We start from the raw sequence: 21,227 nt of genomic DNA, 5'->3' as shown, positions 1-21,227 counted from the left end.
TTGTCAAGCTGACGTTATTTTTTGAGCCATTTGGTGATTTGGGCTTTAACAAATTTGGGATTTGAGTTACCCCAGTTGGCGTAGATTTCGGTAAAGAGTGTACCTGTAATATCTTCGATTTCCGACTGGGTGATTTCGACATTGCCTTGTTTACCAAAGATAACCACCTCATCCCCTGCCTTGACATCGGGGTAATCGGTGACATCGACCATAGTGGTATTCATCGAGATTTTGCCCAATGCAGGGACTTTATGACCATTAATTAAGACATGACCTTTGTTGGTAAAGGCGCGACGGTAGCCGTCTGAATAACCGAATGGTAAGTTTGCCAAATAGCTATCTCGTGTCAAGGTATAAGTACGGTCATAGCCAACAGTTGAGCCTTTAGGATAGAAATTGACGCTAGCCACACGGCTTTTGAACGACATAATGTAGTTGAAATCTGGACGTTCATAGTAAGGCTCGCCAAACAAAATCCCTCCTGGACGCACCATATCAAACCAACCTTCTGGCACGTTCAGTGACACAAATGAGTTCGCCGCATGGATGGTGAGTTTTTTACGGTCGAGTTTGGCGGTTTTAATCAGCCAATCGGTGTTTTGTTTAAAACTAGCCAACCCTTTTTGTACATCGGCTTTATCTTCAACAGGAAAATGGGTCATGATACCGACGATGTGGAGATTTTTAAGCTTGGTAATTGCCAAAGCGTCTTGTCTAGATTTCTCAATGCTCAAATCTAAGCCGTTACGGTCCATGCCACCGTCGTTGAGTGCCATATGAAAATTAATGACCACGCCCGCTGCTCGTGCGATATCACTGGCAGTTTGGGCTTGTTTAAGGGTACCAAATAACTCTTCGACATTGTATTTTAAGCCGTCTTCAATTTCTTGGTTGGTCGCCGTACGCACCCGCATCACTCGTCCTTTGTAGCCGTGTTTGCGGGCGATACGGGCTTCTTCGTTACTGGCAATGCCGATACAAGGCACTTGATGTGCAATCACGGTAGGCATCAAATTATCAATGCCAAAGCCATAAGCATCGGCTTTTAAAATCGCACAGATTTGGGATTTACCGCCTAAATGCGCGCGCATCGCTTCAATATTATGCCCGTACGCCTCAGTATCTATTTCAAGCCAAGCATTGGTATTGGCAAGATTAACGATATGAGGATTATCGCCAGCATACGTTAGCGCGGGCGCGGCTTGCGCGGGCGCAGCGTGATACATAACGGTGGCGATGGCAAGCGATAGCAGAGTTTGATGTAGTTTCATAATAATTCCCAAAATGATATGACAATAAAAAAATCAGAAAAAGTACGTGCTTTCATGCGCTGATATTAACGCAGTCAAGCCACATAAACAGTTAATATATCAACACTTGATGCGGGTTTTTAACCCACATAGTCTACTTTTTAGTTTAGTAGCTTAACTTAGCTCATTAAAGCAATGATGTCGTACTCACAATCATGCCATTATTATCTGCATACACATACATGCCAGAGTTGATAGTTAGACCGCCAAAGCTGATTTCGATATCCGTCTCGCCCACACCCTTGCGATTAGATTTGCGGGGAATGGCGCCGAGCGCTTGTACGCCAATTGGCATTTTGCCCATATCATCTACATCTCGCACACAGCCATAAACAATCACGCCAGCCCAGCCATTATCAACCGCACTTTGTGCAATCATATCACCCAGCAAGGCACAGCGCATTGATGCTCCACCGTCTACCACCAAAACTTTGCCATTGCCTTTCTCATCTTTGCCATACGTGGCTAACAGCTCTTTAACACGGCTATTGTCTTCAAAGCATTTGACGGTTACCACTTCACCGCCAAATTTTGTGTTACCGCCATAGCTAAAAAAGCGTTTGCCTTCCATGTTGGGTGCACAAACCTGACATTCTGGATTATCATCTAATAAATCGCAGGTAATAAAATTTTGTAACGTCATGTCGCTCATCATGGCTCCTTAAGTCAATCGTTTTTTGGGAAGGTTAGTTTCTAAACCGCGTCATCGCTAGCATTTCACCGTTACTGATAACTTGGGTTTTCTTGGCGGTATCGACGCTATTAGCACATTTTTCATAGGTATGTTTGATGTGCCAATTGTTGCTCACCAGCGCCATTGCCATCGCTACCCTATCGGCTTCTATGGGACGGACAGGCAGTTTTTTAGGCACAATAGGTTTGATGAGTTTATACGCCGTCTGCGCGATGGTTTCAAGTTTACGGTCATCGTGTTTGCCAAGCAGCAAAGAGGGACGAAAAATTGCCAATTCTTGAAAGCCTAAATTACCAATCGCCGTCTCAAGCTCACCTTTGACACGGTTATAAAAAAAGCGACTGTCGGCATTGGCGCCCATTGCCGATAACAAAAAAAACCGCTCTACGCCTTTTTGTTTGCAAGCTTTTGCAAATTCGACATTATAGGTAAAGTCGATTTGTCGAAAAGCCGCTTCACTACCCGCTTCCTTAATGGTGGTACCCAGACAGCTAAAAGCATCGGTGTCTTTACCAATCGACAGCGCAGACACAAATTCATGCATTTGATTAAAATCTTTAAGCTGGTAAAAATGCATCGAATCACTCAACCCTTTTGGCTGAGAGCGCGCAATGATAATGACTTTTTGATAGAGACTGCCAAGCTGAGTGAGTAATGAATTGCCTACCAACCCGGTTGCACCGATAATTAATGCTGTGCGCTGCATAAAACAATGACCTCAGTATGAATATTTTATGAGTTTTTAATGTCATTTTATTTAATCACAGATAATCAAAACTTTCACCTACAAATACGTTTTTTTCAGCGTTGGTGGGCATTGCGCGATGGTTTTTTGGTCAACAGACGAAATACGCTGAATAATCTGCCGAATAAGTTGTCATTGTAGCGTGAGTTTGCTAAAATAGCGGGCTTTAAATCCGCTTGATATCGTTAATTGTGTTTCCGTGTCTAGTGATTCAAGGATTCAAGCAACCCTAACTACCCGTGTCTGTAATAAGCGAATGGCTGCTCACTTACTAACAGATCGATTTATATTGCAAATCCAAGGAGATTTACGTGGCAAATTCTGCACAAGCTCGCAAACGCGCTCGTCAAAACGTTAAACGTCGTCAATTAAAAGCATCACAACGTTCTATGGTTCGTACTTTCATCAAACATGTGGTAAAAGCCGTTGAAGATAAAAACTACGAAGCAGCGACTGAAGCTTACAAAAAAGCAGTTCCAGTGATTGACCGTATTGCTGATAAAGGCGTGATTCACAAAAACAAAGCAGCACGTCATAAAAGCCGCTTAAACAAAGCAATTAAAGCCCTTAAAACTGCTTAATTGTTTGTTTCATTAAAAAAGCCAATTCATATTGAATTGGCTTTTTTATTGAGACTGATTTAGCTATAAAATTGATTTAATTATAAAAAAAGCTGAAATCGAAATTTCAGCTTTTTTTATTTAGCTTACCTAAAGCCCATTGATGCGTTTCATCATGGTTTTAATTATGCTTTTAACTCAGCAAGGACTTGTTCACTGACTTTATCAATCGCTTGTGTACCATCAAATTTGGCATAGCGTGGCGCGTTTTGACCCGATTTTGCCAAGTCTTGATAAAAACCAACCAAAGCTTCTGTTTGGTTATGATAAGTCGCTAAACGATCACGGATGGTATCTTCTTTATCATCATCACGCTGAACCAAATCTTCACCGGTTTCGTCATCTTTACCTTCCACTTTGGGTGGATTATAAACCACATGGTACACGCGACCTGAAGCAGGATGAGAGCGACGACCTGACAAACGAGACACGATGTCTTCATCAGGTACTGCAATTTCTACCACGTTATCGATGTGTACGCCTGCATCGGCTAACGCCTGCGCTTGTGGAATCGTACGCGGAAAGCCATCAAAAATACAGCCATTGGCGCAATCTGGCTGCGCAATACGGGCTTTAACTAGGTTGATAATTAAATCATCTGAGACAAGTCCACCGGCATCCATGATACTTTTGGCTTGTTTGCCAAGCTCAGTACCTTCTTTGATAGCGGCACGTAGCATATCACCTGTTGAAATTTGTGGAATATTAAATTCCTTGGTGATGATTTGTGCTTGGGTACCCTTACCAGCGCCAGGTGGCCCTAAAAGAATAATACGCTTCATAAACCTATTCCTTAAGTCGAAATTATTAAAATCGCCCTATCTCATTACTGCAATAGCAAAAAAGACCCACAAATGGTGTGTTCGAATAACTAACAGTTTTGAAATACTGGGTTAACAATACTCGTTAACCGCTAAAATCTCAAGCAATTTTTGCAAAATAATTTAAATTGATAGGGGTATTAAAAATAAAAATGTGGCAAAATTTAACCCACCCCCTATTCAATTAAGCCCCTATTCAATCAAGGGATTTTTATCATGATTTAAGGCACGATTTTATCAATCAATACCGTTGTCGAGTCAGCCGTTTTCTCTAGCGGTACGGTGTTACTCGTCAAGTCACCGCTTTGCGGCATGGCGTCACCTGAAGCACTAACCCGGGCGGTAATCACCAATGCCTCATTCGTGCTAATGGCCGAACTTAAGGTCATCGTCGGCATGATGCTATCGTTATCGCTGATGTTAATTGCCATACCGTTGATAGTTAAGGTATCTGCTGACAGTTTTTTGGCAGCAACAGGGGGACCACCTGCCATCTTACGCACATTAACAAATAAGCTTTCGCCTTTTTTCACCCGTCCTAATATTTCAGGGGTGACTTTGACATTGACGGTAATCGCCTGTTCGCCTTGGGCTTCTCGCTGATTGATGGTCTGCTCAAGTTCAGATAAGCTGTTTAAAGCTTGGGTATGATCGCCAGGACGCGCTTGGATTTCGGTGCGTAGCAATTCTACCCATTTTCGAGACTGCGCGTAGTTGCCCGCTCGCATTTCGCCCATTGCCATCAGCATTTGTGCGCCTTGGTGTTTGGGACTTTTGGCTAGAATATGCTCAACCACTTGACGCGTTTTGTCATCCATTACCCCGCCTTGGGTAAAAAAGCTCGTTTGCGCGTAGGTGATGGCGACTTTTTCATCATCAGGATTGAGACGATACGCCCTTGCCAAGGCTTCAATTGCTTGCTCGGGTGCTTGCAAGGCTACAAACACTTCAGACAGACGAAACCAACGTAGCGGATCGGTGGCATGATGATGCACATTGGTTTGCATGGCACTAATCAGTCCCACGCTGTCTTTGGTCGCCCATTCAGGTGGCGTATCGATTTTTGCGGTCAGCAAATCATCCGCGACTTTTCCCAAGCGATTTTGTGCATCCCATAATTGATAGACGGGCGTGCGGTCGGCAATCATCACATAAGCCATCGCAGATAACAGCGGAATCCAAATGATAACTATCAGACGGCTTTTCCAATTGGGGGTAAAATGGCTGGTATCTTGATTGTCACTGATGTCTAGTAATTGACGCTCTAACGCCAGTTTTTGGGTTTGATAAGTCGCCTCATCGATTTGACCCTCACCAAAATCGGCATCAAGTTCTACCAACCGTTGTTTAAATACTTCAATATTGAGCGTTAGTAGCTGATTATCAGCGCGATTGGCGATGGCGTGATGGCTTTCGGTTTGCAACCAAGGTAACAAAATAAATACCGCAAGCGTGATAGCAAACAAAAGCGCGACAATGATAAAAATAATTAGCGTTGACATTAATTTTCCTTAGCCACTGCTTGATTGATTTCACTAGTTTTAGCACTGGCAGCATTATCATTGGCGTTTAACAAGTCTTGTAACCGCTGTTGTTCGGCGGCTGAAAGTGGCGCATAGCCGTCTTCTATGGGATTAGCGATGACAGCGGCACGTTTTGACGAATTACGGTTACGAATAAACCAAGCCAGCATTACAAACACCAACAGCACAGGCGGAAAAAACCATAAAATCCAGGTAGATGGGCGCACAGGGGGTTTGTAGCTAATAAAATCACCGTAGCGCTCATTCATATACTGGCGAATTTCGGCGTCGGAACGACCGTCTTTGACCATGTCATAAGTCTTTTGTTTTAAATCTTGTGCAATTGGCGCATCGGAACCTGCCAAGTTTTGATTTTGACATTTTGGACAACGAAATTCTTCAATGAGCGCACGATACTGGGCTTCTTGGCGCGGGTTGTCAAATTGGTAGGTATCAATATTTGCCCAAGCCGACATGGATAACCCTGCGACTAGCAACACCATCGCCATCGCCCTAACTATCAAATGAAGAATTTTTGCAAATGTAATACTCATTGGCACACCTCACGGATTTTATCATCGGCGGCTTGTTCACGCAGCGCAGTCATACAAGGCAATACTTGCTTATTGTAGCGCTCTTCGTTGATTTCACCCAAGATATGCTGGCGCACATTGCCCTTGCCATCAACCACAAATGACTCTGGCACACCCGTTAGACCCAAATCAATGCCAAAATTCCCTTCTTTATCTTGCACATTAAGGGTAAATGGGTCTTCATGGGTGTTAAGATAATCGAGCGCGTCTTTGGTTTCATCTTTATAATTGATCCCAACAATCGGTACGCCGGCTTTTGACATTTGCAATAAAAATGGGTGTTCAACTTTACAAGTCACACACCAAGACGCCCATACATTGAGTAAAAATGGCTGTTTGGGTAACTGCGCTTGGGTAATCATTTGTGATGGATTACCCAAAGATGGTAAGCTAAAGCTTGGCAAAGCGCGATTGAGCGAGGTGTTGGTCACTACTGTGGTATCTTTGCCCAAACGCGTATAAAACAGCGCAATGATAATCAAAAAAAGCACCAAAGGAATCAAAAACCACAGTTGTCTTTTACGCATTGCCATGAGCACTCTCCTGACCTAACTCACTGTCACTTTTTACTAACACGGTGGCGTTTACCGCTGCTCTGTTAACCGCTGCCAAATTTCCTGACTTGTCATCACTCATATCAGCAAGTCTCGGCAGTTTACGATAGCGTTTATCAAACATACTTAAAATCGCACCGAGCGACAGCACAAAACCACCCCACCACACCCAGCGTACGCCAGGTTTGATATAGATACGCACCGCCCATTTAGTGGCATCGGCTTCGCTTTGATTAACACCTAAAATCGGCTCACCCATTGCCATATAGATATCTCTTAATGGGTTGTACTGGATAGAAGCTTCGGTCATGGGCATTTGACTGACCACATAATGGCGTTTTTCTGGATAAAGGGTCGCGACCACTTGGTTGTTTTTACGAACACTGACGACCGCTTGGGTAGCATCAAAGTTGGCGCCGCGGATTTTTTTTAGCTCATCCATCGTGAACTGATAGCCCTGTACTTCAACCGATTGGTTTTTTTGCATGGCAATGTCTTTTTCGATACTTAGGCTTGTGGTAATGGCAATGCCCATCACCGATAACAAAATACCCAAATGCGCCAGCTGCATTCCCCAATAGCCCATGTGCAGACGTTTCAGCCCAGCGCCCAGCGAGCGCGCGTTACGGGTTTTGTCTTTGATATCAATCACCATCCATACCAACACCCATAAACACAATGCCGCTGACATAAAGATGTTGATGTTAATGCTACTCACCAAGAAATAGCTTAAAACCCCGGCTAACACAAAACAGCTGGCTAAAATCGCCAAGCCTATACCCAACAATGGACGGGTGTCTTTTTTCCAACGGCTGACAGGTCCAATGGCTAAAAACAACAACAATAACCAAGTTAACGGCACAAATAACGCATTAAAGTAAGGCGCACCCACCGATACTTGACCCAGTTTTAACGCATCCGCCAGCATTGGGTAAAGTGTGCCAATGACCACCACGATGGTTGCGACTAATATAATAATGTTATTGATGACCAATAACGTCTCACGAGATTTGAGCTGATAATGGCTTTCTTGGGTCAAGCGCCAACCGCGCCACGCAAACATCGCCAGGCCGCCACCGATGACTACGCCCAAAATCACTAGGATAAACAGACCGCGGGTGGGATCTGCGGCAAATGAGTGAACCGAGGTAATGACCCCCGAACGTACCAAAAACGTACCCAATAAACTCAAGGCAAAAGTGAAAATCGCCAACATAATCGTCCACGCTTTGAACACGCCGCGCTTTTCGGTGACTGCCAATGAGTGTAATAATGCCACCCCACCGAGCCAAGGCATAAAGGACGCGTTTTCCACAGGGTCCCAGAACCACCAGCCGCCCCAGCCAAGCTCGTTGTATGCCCACATCGAGCCAAACACGATGCCCAGTGTCAAACAGCACCAAGCCGCTAGTGTCCAAGGACGCGACCAACGTGTCCATACCGCATCTAACCGACCTGCCCACAATGCTGCCATGGCAAAGGCAAACGGTACTACCGCGCCCACATAGCCCATATACAGCATCGGCGGGTGAAAAATTAATCCGGGGTCTTGCAGTAATGGATTCAAATCTTTGCCATCCACTGGGATGCTGGGTAGACTGCGATTAAAAGGTGACGACACAAAAATCACCATGCTTAGCATCATCATTTGCACAAAGGCTATAATCACCAACACGCGTGCGCGCATGGCAAGCGGCAAGCTTCGACTAAAAACGGCCACCGCCGCGCCCCAAGTCGCCAAAATGGTGACCCATAGTAACAGTGAGCCTTCATGCCCGCCCCACGTGGCGGATAGGCGATAGTACCAAGGTAGCAGAGAATTTGACTGATTGGCGACATAAATCAACGTAAAATCATTGGCATAAAACCCATACATCAGGCACAAAAATGACGTACCGGTTGCCAAAAACTGCGCAATGGCAAAACTTCCCGCCAGTCGTTGCCAAGCAGGTTGGTGTTTAAACACCCCGACTGCTGGCAAAATAACCTGTAAAATGGCAATCACCAAGGCTGAAATAAGCGCAAAATAGCCCAATTCAGTAATTAACATACCCACTGCTCCTATCGCTGTAGTGGTTATCACACTGTAGAATTTTCACCAAAAAAATGGGTCAAATTAATAAAACACCAATATCAAATGTATCCAGCCCGCCAAAAACCCTGTCACACCGCCCAAAATAATCAGTGTTAATTCATCTTCACGAAAGGCAGGACGCAACAGATTTTGAAATTCATTGGGCGTCAATGCGCGAATACGGTCTCGAAACAGCCCAAAGATTTTTTCTGCGCGGCTAAGGTTTAGCTCAGGATTACTCATCGGCACCATAGTCGCTGCAATTGACTTATCAATAATCACGTGTCTGAGCTGACCAAACTCTTTACGACCCAAACCAAATTTCAAGCTTGTTTGAATCACCTGTGATTCCAAAATTGGGTTTAGGTGTTTTTTAATCAGCTCACGCGTTTGCATCGCACGGCTGCCATACATCATTTCATGCATGATGTTTTTGAGCGTGACCAAATCTTTGACCACAATCTCAGCAAACACCTCAGAGACCTCAGGTTGGCGTTTCATAAAACCACCTTGCCAGTTAAATTGTCCCATGTGCGGTTTTTCAAAGCGAATAAATGGCAGCGATTTGCTAAAACTAAAAAATTTGGGATAGCGATAATAATGCGGCTCAATCGGATTAAACACCATCCAAATGGCAATCCAGTTGGTCAATAGCCCCCAAATCGCGGCAAAAAACGGCACCGTCCAATGCTGCGGCACAAACCAAAAAATCGCCATCTGCAAAATACCAAATACAAACCCAATCAGCGCACTGATATGCCAAATAAAATTAATCTCTTTTTGACCTACTTTGAGAAACATCCGCACCATCAGCGCACGGTCGCTTTCCATCTTGTTGACAATCATCTCGCGCATATCAACCAAGTTTTCGACATTGTAGGTCAAGTCGAGCACCAGATTTTTCATGATAGCTGGCAATTGCTCGTGTCCATACGCATAGATACGGCGTTTGACAGCAAAAGGCAAATTCGCCCACAGCGTTGCCGAGCGCTCATTCATGATTTCATCAATCAGCAAATCCAAGTTTTGGTTCATGGTTTGGCTGATAAAATCCGCCACTTCTTCAGGGTGCATGGCTTGGAAAAACTCATCGAGCGAGCCAAGCTTGGATAAAGTTTGGTCAACGATAATCCCAGATATTTTACCCGCTTTGCGTGGCACAATGCCCTGCCAGCCGATACCGCCGCCTGGGAAGCCTTGAATCTTAATCCCCCAAAAATGAATGGGATAAAATAGCATCTTGAGCGCCATCCATACATGCGCCCAAGTCACGATTGCTGTCACAAATGGAATGGTCAGCATGGCGAAAAATTGCGGATGGGTTGCAAGCTTGTGCCAAATTTCTGCAAACATATCAAAAAAGCTCACATGGTGAAAAAGCTAAAATCAAAGGACCATAAAACCGAGATGACATTACAAGGTTTGCTTGACAACGTCTGTAGTATGGGTGCGTGAATATGGGTGCGTTCAAACTGCTAGATTTTAGCACAGAAAGATATATTTTACCTGAAGAAGTTGTATTTTTAGCGGTTTTGAGTCCGTATGTTATCATCCATATTGCCGTCAATGCGGCTATCATAATTTGATACAGTTGTTTTGACGGCAGCCGTTAGTTATTTGCGATTTTGGCAGGATTTGGGCATGCTTATTTGCCATATTTTATGCTAGTATATCGCTCTTAAATTTTGACTTAAGCCATCAGATTTAAGCCACCCATACTTAAGCCACCCATATAGGAGCTTAGTAGCTGGGTGATATCCCTATATTTGCATTAAGCTAAACATTCATCGCACCGCGACCCTTTTTAAAACCGTTCTAATTGCTGTTACCCGCTTATGAAACCACCCCATTCTTCAGATATGCAACGTGAAAATCTTATCTTTCGCCGCCGGGTAATTTTGGCATCGGTGTTTGTTTTTTTGGGCTTGGTTGGCTTGATTGTACGCTATGCTTATCTACAAATTTATACCCACGACCAGTACGTCACCCAGTCTGACAATAATCGTATCAAGCTGGTTTCTGCGCCGCCCAGTCGCGGCTACATTTATGATCGTAACGGCGTGATTTTGGCAGATAACCAGCCTGTTTTTACCGCTGTCATCAGTCCTGATGAGATTGACAATCCTGATAATACCTTGGCACTACTCACCCCGATTTTTCAGTTGACACCTGAAGAAATCAGTGAAGCTTCAAAAGCCCTTAAAAAAAGTAAAAACGAACCTGTCACCATTAAAATTGGACTTACCGAACAGCAAGTTGCCCAGTTTAGTGAACGTAAACCGTTTTTTAAAGGCGTGACGATTCAAAGTAAACTCACGCGCACCTATCCCTACAGTGATTTGTTTGCCCATGTGATTGGCTATGTTGGGCGTATCAGCGACAACGACAGTAAAAAGCTGGATAAAAAGCTGTATGCAGGCACCGACTTGATTGGTAAAACAGGGATTGAAAAATATTACGAGCCGCTGCTACTGGGCAAACCCGGTTATCAGTCAATTGAAACCAATGCTTATGGTGATATCATCAAAAAACTCGATACCAAACCGCCCATTCCCGGCAATGATATTTATCTAAGCCTTGATTATGGCTTGCAAAAATTGACCAGCGATTTGTTAAATGGCAAACGCGGCGCGGCAGTGGCAATTGACCCCAACACTGGCGAGATTTTAGCCTTTGTCAGTAACCCAAGTTTTGACCCCAACCCCTTTATCACTGGGATTAGTAGCAGAGAATACAAGGCGCTGCAACAAGACCCCGACATGCCACTGTACAATCGCGCGCTGCAAGGACAATATCCCCCGGGTTCTTCTATCAAACCGATTGAGGGTTTGGCAGGGATTCATTACGGCATGATGGGATGGGACAGTAGTATTTATGATCCGGGTTATTTTAGTCTGCCTGGCGATAGCCATAAATTTCGTGACTGGAAAAAATCAGGGCATGGTAACGTCAATTTGCATAAATCCGTGGTCGAATCTGTCGATACCTACTACTACAAGCTGTCTTATCAACTCGGTATTGACCGGCTTCATGATTGGATGACGCGTTTTAATTTTGGTAGTAAAACAGGGATTGATTTGCCGGGAGAGAAAACCGGCGTCTACCCTTCTACTGAATGGAAAATGAAAACTTACAAAAAAGCCTGGTTGCCTGGGGAAACCATTTCTGTGAGTATTGGGCAAGGGTATTTTTTGGCGACACCCTTACAGATTGCCAATGGTATCGCCATGCTAGCCGGTGATGGACAGCATTTAACCCCCCATCTGCTTAAAAAATCCACCGGTGCCGAACATGTCACCCCTATTGAAAAGCCCGATGGTAAAATTCAATACAACGGTAACCCCAATGATTGGCAGCGTATGCACCTAGCGATGGAAGATGTGGTCAAAAAAGGCACAGCGCATAATATTTACACGCCAACTTATCGCATCGCTGGCAAAACAGGCACAGCGCAGGTCAAATCTATCGCACAAGGTAAACGCTATAACGAAGCCGCGCTTGACTCGCGTCACTGGGATCATGGCTGGTTTGTTGGTTTTGCCCCAGTAGAAAACCCGCAAATTGCCATTGCCGTTATCGTAGAAAATGGGCGCCATGGTGGCTGGGTAGCGCCAATTGTGCGTAAAATGATGGATTACTGGCTCATTGATAAAATCAAAAAACCGATTGTGCCACCGTCCCCTGAAGAACTTGTCAAAATCAATGCCGAAAAACAAGCTGCCAAATTGCAACGGGCAGCGTTAGTTTTGTCAGGTAAACCTATTATCGCAAAACCCAATACCGCCAAACTCACTGCAGTGGGTGGCGCTGACTGACGTAATGCAGCTGTCCAAACTATGATGTCCGAACTATGATGTCCAAAATTAGCAAACGACCCAATAAAGCGACCAAATCCCCGCCAGTTTCTCACGTGCGTATTATCGGCGGCGAGTATCGTCGGCGTTTGGTAGCGTTTATCGATGCCGATGGGTTGCGACCAACCCCCGACCGTGTCCGAGAGACAATATTTAACTGGCTTGCCGATGATTTAGTCAATGCCAAGGTACTAGATTGCTGTGCTGGTAGTGGGGTGCTCGGTTTTGAAGCCTTGTCGCGGGGTGCCAAGCAGTTAACTTCTATCGAGCCTAACCATGAGCAATGTAGGCACATTAAAGCCACCCAATCCCTGTTAGGTATTGCTGATACAAAAATTGTGACAATGGAAGCTACGATACAACAAGCTTTGCCCCAACTGGCAAACACCGAGCCGTTTGATGTGGTGTTTATCGACCCGCCTTATCAACTAGCGTTATGGGGGACAATTTTGCATGGGTTAATCAACCATCAGTTAATCCATTCACAGACATTACTGTATATCGAAAGCGATCAAGATCATAGCCACCTGTTAGAATCTTTTACCGCGTCACTTGAGCCACTTAAATATAAAAAAATGGGGCAAATTTTTGCCGGCATTTATCAGCTCAAAACGCTTTAATTCAAAGCATATCAATTAAAAGCATTTTAATTCAAAGCGTTTTAATTTAGCCATTAAAAAACCGACTGGATTAACCCAGTCGGCAGATATAATAACCATTCACGCCTAATAGCAAACCCACTATTAGCTTTTAATGCATATACCCACTTGTACGGCAGACGCTGACGGACAAAAATATTTTGATGACTGTCCTTTTAAGTTGTTAGCTTCATACAGATAACTGACCCCCACCACCATCAAAAATGTCACCACGAGCGCTAACATAATTACCAGTACAACACTATGAATGTTGATTTTGGAGTGATGGCGCGTCATTTCTACACTATCATCGGTGCCTTTAGTATCGTTCACTTGATGGATCATAACTTATGTCCTAAAAAATTTGAAATTTAACCGATTAAATTTCATCGTGTTACTTAGCAACTATCCATATACGACATAGACCGAAAACTATGCGTGGTAGGGCTACAAAAGCAATTTACAAAGGTAATCAAATATTACATTTATCTTATGGTGATTACATTCTACAATGTATTTGTTACTAAATTATAACAATAATAAAAAATTACACAATTGTTTTATCAGAAAAATTCCTATTTGGTCATTTTTTTGCGATAAATGGTATAGTGTCATCAAACTTTTGAAAAAATATTCATCCAAACTGGTTAATAATCAATTATCTAGCTAGAATCAATTAGCTAGTTAGTTAATCCCATCCACCCCATTTTTCTGTAAGACTGAAAATAATAATGAAAAAAAATACACACAAGCAATGGCAAGCGCTGTTATCTGCCAAACCTATCTATCATAGCAATCAGTTTACCCAATCCAAGATGTCAAGGACGGCATTTCATAAGGACTATGACAGGCTGGTTTTTTCGCAATCTTTTCGCCAATTGAATCAAAAAACCCAAGTGCATCCGTTAACCCATGAGATGGGTATTCATACCCGCTTAACCCATTCGCTTGAAGTATCTTGTATTGGGCGCTCACTAGGGATGATGAGCGCGGAGAAACTCGGTAATGACTTGCCAAGCGGCTTTACGATTTCGGACATGGGAGTCATTGTGCAGGCAGCTTGTTTGGCACATGACATCGGTAATCCCCCGTTTGGGCATGCGGGTGAACAGGCGATTCGAGATTGGTTTTTTCAGCCTGCCCAGCGCCAGTATCTAAGGCGGCTTACCCCACGCCAGCGAATAGATTTATTAGCGTATGAAGGCAATGCGCAAGGCTTTCGACTGCTGACCCGTAACGAGCATCATCCTGATGCAGGTGGCATGCGCTTGACAGCGGCAACGCTGGGCGCTTTTATGAAATACCCTTATCTTTCCACCCCTATCAACCCAGTCAGTGACAGTGACGCACTGCCCTCGCCCTTAACGCTCAAGAAATTTGGCTGCTTTGAAAGTGAAGCGCCGTTTTTGCATGATTTGGCAGAGCAGCTGCAATTACCCAAAACCCAAAGGGGTTATGCGCGGCATCCATTGGCTTATTTGCTAGAAGCCGCCGATGATATCTGTTATGCGCTGATTGATTTGGAAGATGGGATTTTACTAGGTATGTTAGAGTATCATGAAGTTGAGCCACTACTGCTCAAACTCGTCGGTAAACGGCTTGGCGTACCGCCTGAAGTCATGACCAATGCGCCTATCAGCCAAAAATTAGCCGCGCTACGGGGTCGAGCAATGCGGCGATTGGTAGACAAAGTCACTGATGCCTTTGTTGCCAACCAAGCTGCTTTATTGGCAGGTGAGCTGACGGGCAGCTTATTTGACTACTGCCCGAATAATGTACGCAGTAGTATCAGTGAAGCCAAAAGCCTAGCCCATACCCGTATTTTTCAACATCCAAGCAAAGTACGCGTTGAAATCATGTCAAACCGCTGTTTACATACGCTACTTGATGCGTTTATGCCGCTCGCGTTGACGGGTAATTCAGCAGACAGTATTGCTCAGTTTGAGCAATTACGACTGCTTAATCTATTAAATGCCCATTTAAGCAATGTTAGTCGGCAATTAGGGGATGATGTTTATCAAAATATATTGTGTATTTTAGACATGCTGACTGGCATGAATGATCATGAAGCCTATCGGCTCGCGCAAGCGTTAAAGGGCAATTGGTCGGTGAATATTTAAACCTCATCGCTGAGCTTCAATCATCAATCGTCAATCGTCAATCGTCAACGATTGTATATTTGGCGTTTTCGGCTTAGAATATTTTTCCTTATTTAACCCGCTGATTGGATACCTAATGACTAGCCGTGACTTGCAAAAACGCCAAACCCGTCAAGCCTTTTTTCAATCGGTGCTTCAGTTATCGAGGTCAGGGCATGCGTTTTCGTCGATTTCACTTCGCCAGATTAGCCGCGAAGTGGGCGTAGTGCCAACGGCTTTTTATCGACATTTTCAGGATATCGATGAGCTTGGCACCTGCTTAGTCAATGAAGAACTCGGTCACACGCTGCAAAGTCTGCGCGATCATTTGCAGCTGGGTCGCACCCGAACGCATGAAGGGCAAATTGCCTCAAGCGTGCGTTTCTTTTTAGAAAGTGTGGAGCACGCGTCATTGCACTGGCACTTTATTGTCTCTGAGCGCTATGGTGGCAACCAAGCTGTGCAAAATGCACTTGATGAGCAAATCAGCTTGTTTGCGCAAATCATGACCGATGATTTGGCGATGCAACCTGCCTTTGGACATTTAAATCAAGAAGTGCGCCTGCTGATTGCGGATATGGGCGTGAATATGTATTTTTCTTGGGTGTATCAATGGCTCAAATTTGACCCCACCGAGGTACAAGGTAAACAAGATTATCTCAATCGCTGTATCAAACAGGCGCAAGTGCTGTTTTATGGTGTGCGTAATTGGTGTCCTTAACCAAAACTTAAGCTAAAAAACAGTAAAACCAACAAACCGTGAAACCAACAAACAGTGAAACCAAAAAAGGCTGAGCATTAACTCAGCCTTTTTACTGTTTATCAACCCATTAATAGCGCCAGTTATAAATCAAATCGACAGAGTTATTGATGGCAGATTTAGACTCAATATACAAGCGTCTTGTTAATTGATAACGCATACTGAGCTCAGGCTGCGAGGTGAACACGCCTACCCCATAACGTATAAACAAGTCTGGGGTGATATACCCCGTTAGACTGACCAAGGTGTCATTGCCCGAGCCATTGGCATCTAACGTTAAACGCTGCAACCCAAACGCCCGACCAATTTGGTTGGTAAATTGGCGCGTCCCGCTTAAGCCATAACTTAACCCTGCTGCGGCAATGGTATTGTTAACGCGGTTTCTAAAGTCTTGTTCGTTGGTATTTTGACCTGAATTGTTATTTAGACTACCTGTCACCCACGCATTCATCGCCTGCTGTTCACTGAGTCCGCCATTATTAAACACGGTAATATTTGGCGCACTGGTGCTGCCTTTGACTTTGACACCCACTTGTACGCCTTGCACGTCTTTTACTGCCTCTACGTTTAGCAGTGGTTTCATCACTTCACCATTGAACCGAACTTGCGCAAAGTTTAGAGTCAAGCTTTGCCCAAATACTTCGACTTTTGAGCGGCGTGATACTTGTACCACCCCTTCTGCTTTCATGGTGCCTTGACCGCGCTGGGTAATATGCAGTGCACCCGCCAATGGCAAGCGTGCCCCAAAACCTTGGAAGCTTACGCGCTCGCCGAGATCCACACCCACATCTGCGTTGATGCTCCAGGGTTGAGTGACTTTTAGCACATCATCAATCTGACCCATCAAGCGTCTATCAATCACGTTAACATCTGGGGATTTGCTCACCACATTGCTTGTGGTTTCAGGTGGGCGAATGGTGGCACGAGGCACATCAACCACGCCTACGATATTCACGTAGCGCTGGCTAGGTTTGACAATCACATCAAAAATTGGATTAATAATGGCAGTAATTTCAGGTGGCTGACTCACTTGCAGCGCTTTACCTTGCAACTTCAGCTTGGCCTGCAGCTCATGTGTCCAGTCAACTGTACCAGTAATGGTACCTTGACCATCGCCTGCACTGGCAAAAGACCCATTGATAGAGGCTTGATTGCCTGCCACGTGCGATAACACATTAATCTTATCAAAGCGCATCGGCACGCCTGTGATGCTAAGGCCGGCGTCTTGTAGCTCAATATCGCCAACAAATTTGGGCTGCATTAATGAGCCGCTGATTTTACCTGCCACTAGACCGTTACCTGTCAAGCGTTCAAACGATGGGAAGAAAGGTTTAAATACCGCCAAGTCAATATCTTGAAAAACAACAGTGCCTGAAATCGGTTTTGACTGTATGTAGGGATTGACAGTGGCATCCAAATACCCGTTGCCCGCGCCATTGGCGGTTTTGATATCTGCGCGAAGTTTTGGCCCTTCTGCGGTTGAACGGGCGATGACACTGATACGCTCATAGGCAATGGTCGTTGGATTTTCTTCAGGGGTTTGTGCGGCGGTGCCAAATACCCCGTTATCGGTAAAGAAGCTGGCATTGATACTGGGTCGTTGGTTTTTCTGCCAATGAACGAGTGCGGTGCCGTTGAGTTTTCCTGACCAAGCGATATCACGCGGCATCACCACAGAGAAAATTTGGCTATCAATTTGTTGCAAGCTGACATCGACATTGCCTTGCCCATTACTGACCACAAGGTTGTTTTTTAGACACAGACTGCCGTTTTGACCCACCATTTTCCAGCAGTGTGCCGCCATTTGTACATTTAGGTTTTGCCAGCCAAATAGCATTTGGGCGGGTTGTAGCTGTTGCAACTTGGCATATTTGGTACCAATTTGTCCATTACCGAGCATACCCGACCACTGTTTTTTGGCAAGATCGATACGACCTTTGAGCGTCGCTTGTACTTGTCCTTTGGTACTATCTGCTTTGACATCCAAGGTGTGATTGTCTTGGGTACCGTTAAAATACAGTTGCAAAGAGCGCAGCGGTTGATTAGCGATATTGATACCCGTTGCAGTCAATTGCAACTGACTGGGTGATTTGGCAAGATTGACCAATTTGCCGGTGATTTTGGCATCGAGTACCACAAAGTTTGGCAGTGAAATGTTACGCCCGACTAAATCCACATAGATATTAGGCAGTGCTTGGTTGTTATCTTGGGTTAAGACAATACCACCTTTAACAATACCTTTTAGCTGCGGCATGAGCTGATTGAGTGTGCTGATATCGACACTGGTCACCAGTTGGTTTTGGTTACCATTGGCGGTGATACGATTGCTACCCCATTGTACCAATAGATTATTGGCTTGCAGACTTTCAATAAGACGGCGGATGTGTCCGTATTTTTGACTATTGGCGCTATTTTCAATGACTTGACGCAGACTACTTAGATCTTTTGGCAAATTCAGTTTTGCGGTCAATTGACCTGTCGCCAATAACGGTTGGTTTTTTAGCCTGCCTGTGAGATTCATATTGGCGATATGAATGTACTGAGCGCCTGCCCGCCAGTAGCCATCGGTATTGATGGTGCCGGTGATTTGGCTTGGCAGACTTGGCACAAAATAGCTGGCATCAAAATTTTTCATGTCAGCATTGATATGCCAGCCGGCACCATTGCTCATATCAAAGCTACCGTTGGCGTTGATATACCCTTCTTTACCTTGATGGCTAAATTGATTAATTTTGAGCTGTTGTGGCGTGCCTGCAATATCAAATTTAAACACGCCTGCGGGTACGTTTGGCGCGTTGAGGCTACCATCAAATTTGGCGGCGATATAAGATAACTTATTGCCCAGTAGATCGGCACGTACTTTGCCTGCGCCTTTTAACGCTAAGTGTTTTTTGCTATTGTTGGCGCCCAATAAATCCCCTGTCATGTCAATTTGGTTGATAGTGACATCATGACGGGTCACAACTGCTCGATTGGCTTGGCGGAGCTGTTGCAGGGTACCGCTGGCAACCACATTGCCCGTCAAGTCTTGCAGCGGGATGCTATTTAAAATGCTGTGGGCATTTAAATGATTGGCTTTGGCATTGATTTGCCAAGCTAACGGCTGATTGCCGCTGGCAAGTTTGATTTTACCATTGCCTGCCAAATTACCTGCCACGCCTTGATACAGCAATTGAGTGATATCAACTATCTGACCTGTTTTGTTGACATTGACTTGGTAATGACCGCTTGGGGCTTGATTGAGCTTTAGGATATTGGCATTGACTTGGGCTTGTACACTGCTGGGTCGCTTGCCGTCTGCCGGCTGAAAAATCACGTGCGCTTTGCCATTGGGACTGTTAAGCTCGCCAATGCTCGGTAGATTGTGACGTATCAGCTGTTGCCAATTGGCATCGATAGTATAAGGTTTATGGTTGCCTTTGGCTTGTCGGATATCGGCATTGATAATTTCACCATCATCTTGGCGCAGATTTGCCCGTACTTGCATCGGCAATTTATCGGTTGCCACATCATAGACGATGCCTAATTTGCCTGTTAAGGTCTCTGGCGCATAGGGGGCGATGTCTTTTGACAACAACTGACGAATCTTAAAGCCATTCCCCGTATTCATCAGGGCAATACGGGTGCGGTCATGCCAATCAATCGTGCCTTGACTGGTCAATGTGCCTTGCGCGACCTTAGCCGTGAGGTATTCGATACTGAGTTTTTGATTGGCAATCACGCCGCGGCCTTGATAATGCCCATCGGGGATATCTTTGGCAGTCAAATCAGTATTGATACGCAGCTGGATATTATTGGTCACGCCTGTCGCGGTCGCTAGTCCATTTTTTAGGTGGATGTTTTGACTGGTGGCATAGGGTAATAACACATCTTTCCATTCAAGTTTGGCATTAAATGGCGCATTTTTATCCATCGGCTGCGCCGTTAAATGCCCAGTAACATCCGATTGATTGTATTTACTTTTTATATCCGCGGTCAAAAATTTCAAACTGCCTGTGGCATGAGTATCAAGCGCATCGACATACACTTTTGACAATGAATTGACAATAACCAGTCCTGTCACATCCAGCGGATAATCATGCTGCAGGTCAATTTTGCCTTTGACTTTATCAACGCTTAATAAATTGTTATATGCCAATTTACCTTCGCCAACCGTGATTTGGGTATCATACCAAGTAAAATCTTGGATATGGGCTTGTTTAAAATCGATGGGGTCGCGGGTCACTTGCTGATAACGCACTAAATTCGCTTGTACGTCATCTAAGGTTAAGTTAACAGGCAGCGCAATGCGTGGGTAATCAAAGGGTTTATTGGAAGGTGGTTTTTTGTAGGTGATGACCATGCGATTGATGTTGGCTTCACGCAGATGCACTTGTTTATTGATAAGGGCGCGCCAGCCAATTTTGACATAGGCTTTATCGACGGTGACTTCAACATAATTTTTTGGCGGTTTATCAGGAATTTTAAGATCGTAAACCCAAATGCCATCGCGAAGATTGCCTTTGCCGTATGTTAGGCTGATACCTGTTTCTTGAACGATGGCATTGATAAGTAACCGTGTACCCCACGGGGTGCCGACGGCATAATAAGCCCCTAACAAAATTGCAATCAAAATAACGGCTAACACAATAACAATTTTAGTGACAAGACCCTGCCGATACCAGTGCCGAAGCCAACCCACCTCTTTTTTTGCAGGGTCTAAATCTTCACCGTCTGGACTTTTAGTGTCTAGATTTTTAGTGTCTAGGTTGTTATCTACCAACGATTCATCATCAGGCTTGGTGACATCTTCGGGCAATGAGTCGTTGTTATTATCGTCTTTCATTAATATCGCAAATCAATCGTTGGCTAACTACAAAAACACAGGTTGTATGCGCTGTATATGGGCGGTATATTGGATAAA

16 protein-coding genes are annotated in these 21,227 nt (G+C 44.6%); 5 read left to right on the top strand and 11 right to left on the bottom strand.

The window, feature by feature from the left end:
* Positions 1-14: 14 nt before the first annotated feature.
* From alr to RNZ41_RS04550, 3 genes are all read right to left on the bottom strand, one after another.
* Positions 15-1,271 carry an alanine racemase gene (gene alr, locus RNZ41_RS04560; RefSeq protein ID WP_314027694.1) on the bottom strand — a complete coding sequence of 419 codons (1,257 nt, stop codon included), beginning with the start codon at positions 1,269-1,271 and terminating at the stop codon, positions 15-17.
* 166 nt (positions 1,272-1,437) lie between these two features.
* Positions 1,438-1,953, bottom strand: a complete 516-nt coding sequence (rraA, locus tag RNZ41_RS04555; protein WP_201666241.1) for a ribonuclease E activity regulator RraA — start codon at positions 1,951-1,953, stop codon at positions 1,438-1,440.
* Positions 1,954-1,996: 43 nt separating this feature from the next.
* Positions 1,997-2,710 carry an NAD-dependent epimerase/dehydratase family protein gene (locus RNZ41_RS04550; RefSeq protein ID WP_312386045.1) on the bottom strand — a complete coding sequence of 238 codons (714 nt, stop codon included), beginning with the start codon at positions 2,708-2,710 and terminating at the stop codon, positions 1,997-1,999.
* A 350-nt stretch (positions 2,711-3,060) separates the two neighbouring features.
* Here RNZ41_RS04550 and rpsT point away from each other — a divergent pair, with 350 nt between their 5' ends.
* A complete protein-coding gene (gene rpsT, locus RNZ41_RS04545) occupies positions 3,061-3,330 on the top strand; it encodes a 30S ribosomal protein S20 (RefSeq protein ID WP_007117302.1) in 270 nt (89 codons plus the stop codon).
* A gap of 164 nt (positions 3,331-3,494) precedes the next feature.
* Here the strand turns inward: rpsT and adk are convergent, their stop codons facing one another.
* The 6 genes from adk to RNZ41_RS04515 form a co-directional block, all read right to left on the bottom strand.
* Positions 3,495-4,151 (bottom strand): adenylate kinase, encoded by a 657-nt coding sequence (adk, locus tag RNZ41_RS04540; RefSeq protein ID WP_096489041.1) that lies wholly within the window; start codon positions 4,149-4,151, stop codon positions 3,495-3,497.
* A gap of 260 nt (positions 4,152-4,411) precedes the next feature.
* Positions 4,412-5,692, bottom strand: coding sequence for a c-type cytochrome biogenesis protein CcmI (gene ccmI, locus RNZ41_RS04535; protein ID WP_314027693.1), 1,281 nt, complete (start codon positions 5,690-5,692; stop codon positions 4,412-4,414).
* Entirely contained in the window at positions 5,692-6,222 is a 531-nt protein-coding gene (locus tag RNZ41_RS04530) for a cytochrome c-type biogenesis protein (protein ID WP_472828581.1), read from the bottom strand. Before RNZ41_RS04530 ends, ccmI begins: the two co-directional genes overlap by 1 nt.
* A gap of 41 nt (positions 6,223-6,263) precedes the next feature.
* On the bottom strand, positions 6,264-6,839 hold the full coding sequence (locus tag RNZ41_RS04525; RefSeq protein ID WP_144917780.1) for a DsbE family thiol:disulfide interchange protein: 576 nt from the start codon (positions 6,837-6,839) through the stop codon (positions 6,264-6,266).
* Positions 6,826-8,910: a heme lyase CcmF/NrfE family subunit gene (locus tag RNZ41_RS04520; protein ID WP_314027691.1), complete on the bottom strand. Its 2,085-nt coding sequence runs from the start codon at positions 8,908-8,910 to the stop codon at positions 6,826-6,828. The genes RNZ41_RS04525 and RNZ41_RS04520 overlap by 14 nt, the downstream gene beginning before the upstream one ends.
* Before the next feature lie 66 nt (positions 8,911-8,976).
* Positions 8,977-10,287 (bottom strand): DUF445 domain-containing protein, encoded by a 1,311-nt coding sequence (locus RNZ41_RS04515; protein ID WP_007115272.1) that lies wholly within the window; start codon positions 10,285-10,287, stop codon positions 8,977-8,979.
* Between the two features lie 482 nt (positions 10,288-10,769).
* On the opposite strand from RNZ41_RS04515, the gene mrdA reads away from it, so the two are divergent.
* Together mrdA and rsmD are read left to right on the top strand one after the other, a co-directional pair.
* Positions 10,770-12,749 carry a penicillin-binding protein 2 gene (mrdA, locus tag RNZ41_RS04510; RefSeq protein WP_314027690.1) on the top strand — a complete coding sequence of 660 codons (1,980 nt, stop codon included), beginning with the start codon at positions 10,770-10,772 and terminating at the stop codon, positions 12,747-12,749.
* 35 nt (positions 12,750-12,784) lie between these two features.
* A complete protein-coding gene (gene rsmD / locus RNZ41_RS04505; protein WP_314027689.1) occupies positions 12,785-13,408 on the top strand; it encodes a 16S rRNA (guanine(966)-N(2))-methyltransferase RsmD in 624 nt (207 codons plus the stop codon).
* A gap of 123 nt (positions 13,409-13,531) precedes the next feature.
* On the opposite strand, the gene RNZ41_RS04500 is transcribed toward rsmD, so the two are convergent.
* A complete protein-coding gene (locus RNZ41_RS04500; protein ID WP_314027688.1) occupies positions 13,532-13,771 on the bottom strand; it encodes a hypothetical protein in 240 nt (79 codons plus the stop codon).
* 386 nt (positions 13,772-14,157) lie between these two features.
* On the opposite strand from RNZ41_RS04500, the gene RNZ41_RS04495 reads away from it, so the two are divergent.
* Both RNZ41_RS04495 and RNZ41_RS04490 read left to right on the top strand, forming a co-directional pair.
* Complete coding sequence (locus RNZ41_RS04495) at positions 14,158-15,546, top strand: deoxyguanosinetriphosphate triphosphohydrolase (RefSeq protein ID WP_312385725.1); 1,389 nt, start codon at positions 14,158-14,160, stop codon at positions 15,544-15,546.
* A gap of 115 nt (positions 15,547-15,661) precedes the next feature.
* Entirely contained in the window at positions 15,662-16,285 is a 624-nt protein-coding gene (locus tag RNZ41_RS04490) for a TetR family transcriptional regulator (RefSeq protein WP_159770785.1), read from the top strand.
* 109 nt (positions 16,286-16,394) lie between these two features.
* Here the strand turns inward: RNZ41_RS04490 and RNZ41_RS04485 are convergent, their stop codons facing one another.
* A complete protein-coding gene (locus RNZ41_RS04485; RefSeq protein ID WP_314027687.1) occupies positions 16,395-21,149 on the bottom strand; it encodes a translocation/assembly module TamB domain-containing protein in 4,755 nt (1,584 codons plus the stop codon).
* Between the last annotated feature and the right edge of the window lie 78 nt (positions 21,150-21,227).

Origin of the sequence: Moraxella sp. DOX410 (assembly GCF_032248735.1) — a bacterium.
Lineage (GTDB): Bacteria > Pseudomonadota > Gammaproteobacteria > Pseudomonadales > Moraxellaceae > Faucicola > Faucicola tetraodonis.
The sequence above is the reverse complement of the archived record's forward strand: the minus strand, read 5'-3'. Positions and strand labels throughout refer to the sequence as shown.

Coding starts and splice junctions, on each gene's coding strand:
- adk (WP_096489041.1), bottom strand. CDS start 4,151: ATGAAGCGTATTATTCTTTTAGGGCCACCTGGCGCTGGTAAGGGTACC.
- RNZ41_RS04490 (WP_159770785.1), top strand. CDS start 15,662: ATGACTAGCCGTGACTTGCAAAAACGCCAAACCCGTCAAGCCTTTTTT.
- RNZ41_RS04530 (WP_472828581.1), bottom strand. CDS start 6,222: ATGGCGATGGTGTTGCTAGTCGCAGGGTTATCCATGTCGGCTTGGGCA.
- RNZ41_RS04495 (WP_312385725.1), top strand. CDS start 14,158: ATGAAAAAAAATACACACAAGCAATGGCAAGCGCTGTTATCTGCCAAA.
- RNZ41_RS04500 (WP_314027688.1), bottom strand. CDS start 13,771: ATGATCCATCAAGTGAACGATACTAAAGGCACCGATGATAGTGTAGAA.
- RNZ41_RS04515 (WP_007115272.1), bottom strand. CDS start 10,287: ATGTTTGCAGAAATTTGGCACAAGCTTGCAACCCATCCGCAATTTTTC.
- rraA (WP_201666241.1), bottom strand. CDS start 1,953: ATGACGTTACAAAATTTTATTACCTGCGATTTATTAGATGATAATCCA.
- alr (WP_314027694.1), bottom strand. CDS start 1,271: ATGAAACTACATCAAACTCTGCTATCGCTTGCCATCGCCACCGTTATG.
- RNZ41_RS04550 (WP_312386045.1), bottom strand. CDS start 2,710: ATGCAGCGCACAGCATTAATTATCGGTGCAACCGGGTTGGTAGGCAAT.
- ccmI (WP_314027693.1), bottom strand. CDS start 5,692: ATGTCAACGCTAATTATTTTTATCATTGTCGCGCTTTTGTTTGCTATC.
- mrdA (WP_314027690.1), top strand. CDS start 10,770: ATGAAACCACCCCATTCTTCAGATATGCAACGTGAAAATCTTATCTTT.
- RNZ41_RS04525 (WP_144917780.1), bottom strand. CDS start 6,839: ATGGCAATGCGTAAAAGACAACTGTGGTTTTTGATTCCTTTGGTGCTT.
- rsmD (WP_314027689.1), top strand. CDS start 12,785: ATGATGTCCAAAATTAGCAAACGACCCAATAAAGCGACCAAATCCCCG.
- RNZ41_RS04485 (WP_314027687.1), bottom strand. CDS start 21,149: ATGAAAGACGATAATAACAACGACTCATTGCCCGAAGATGTCACCAAG.
- RNZ41_RS04520 (WP_314027691.1), bottom strand. CDS start 8,910: ATGTTAATTACTGAATTGGGCTATTTTGCGCTTATTTCAGCCTTGGTG.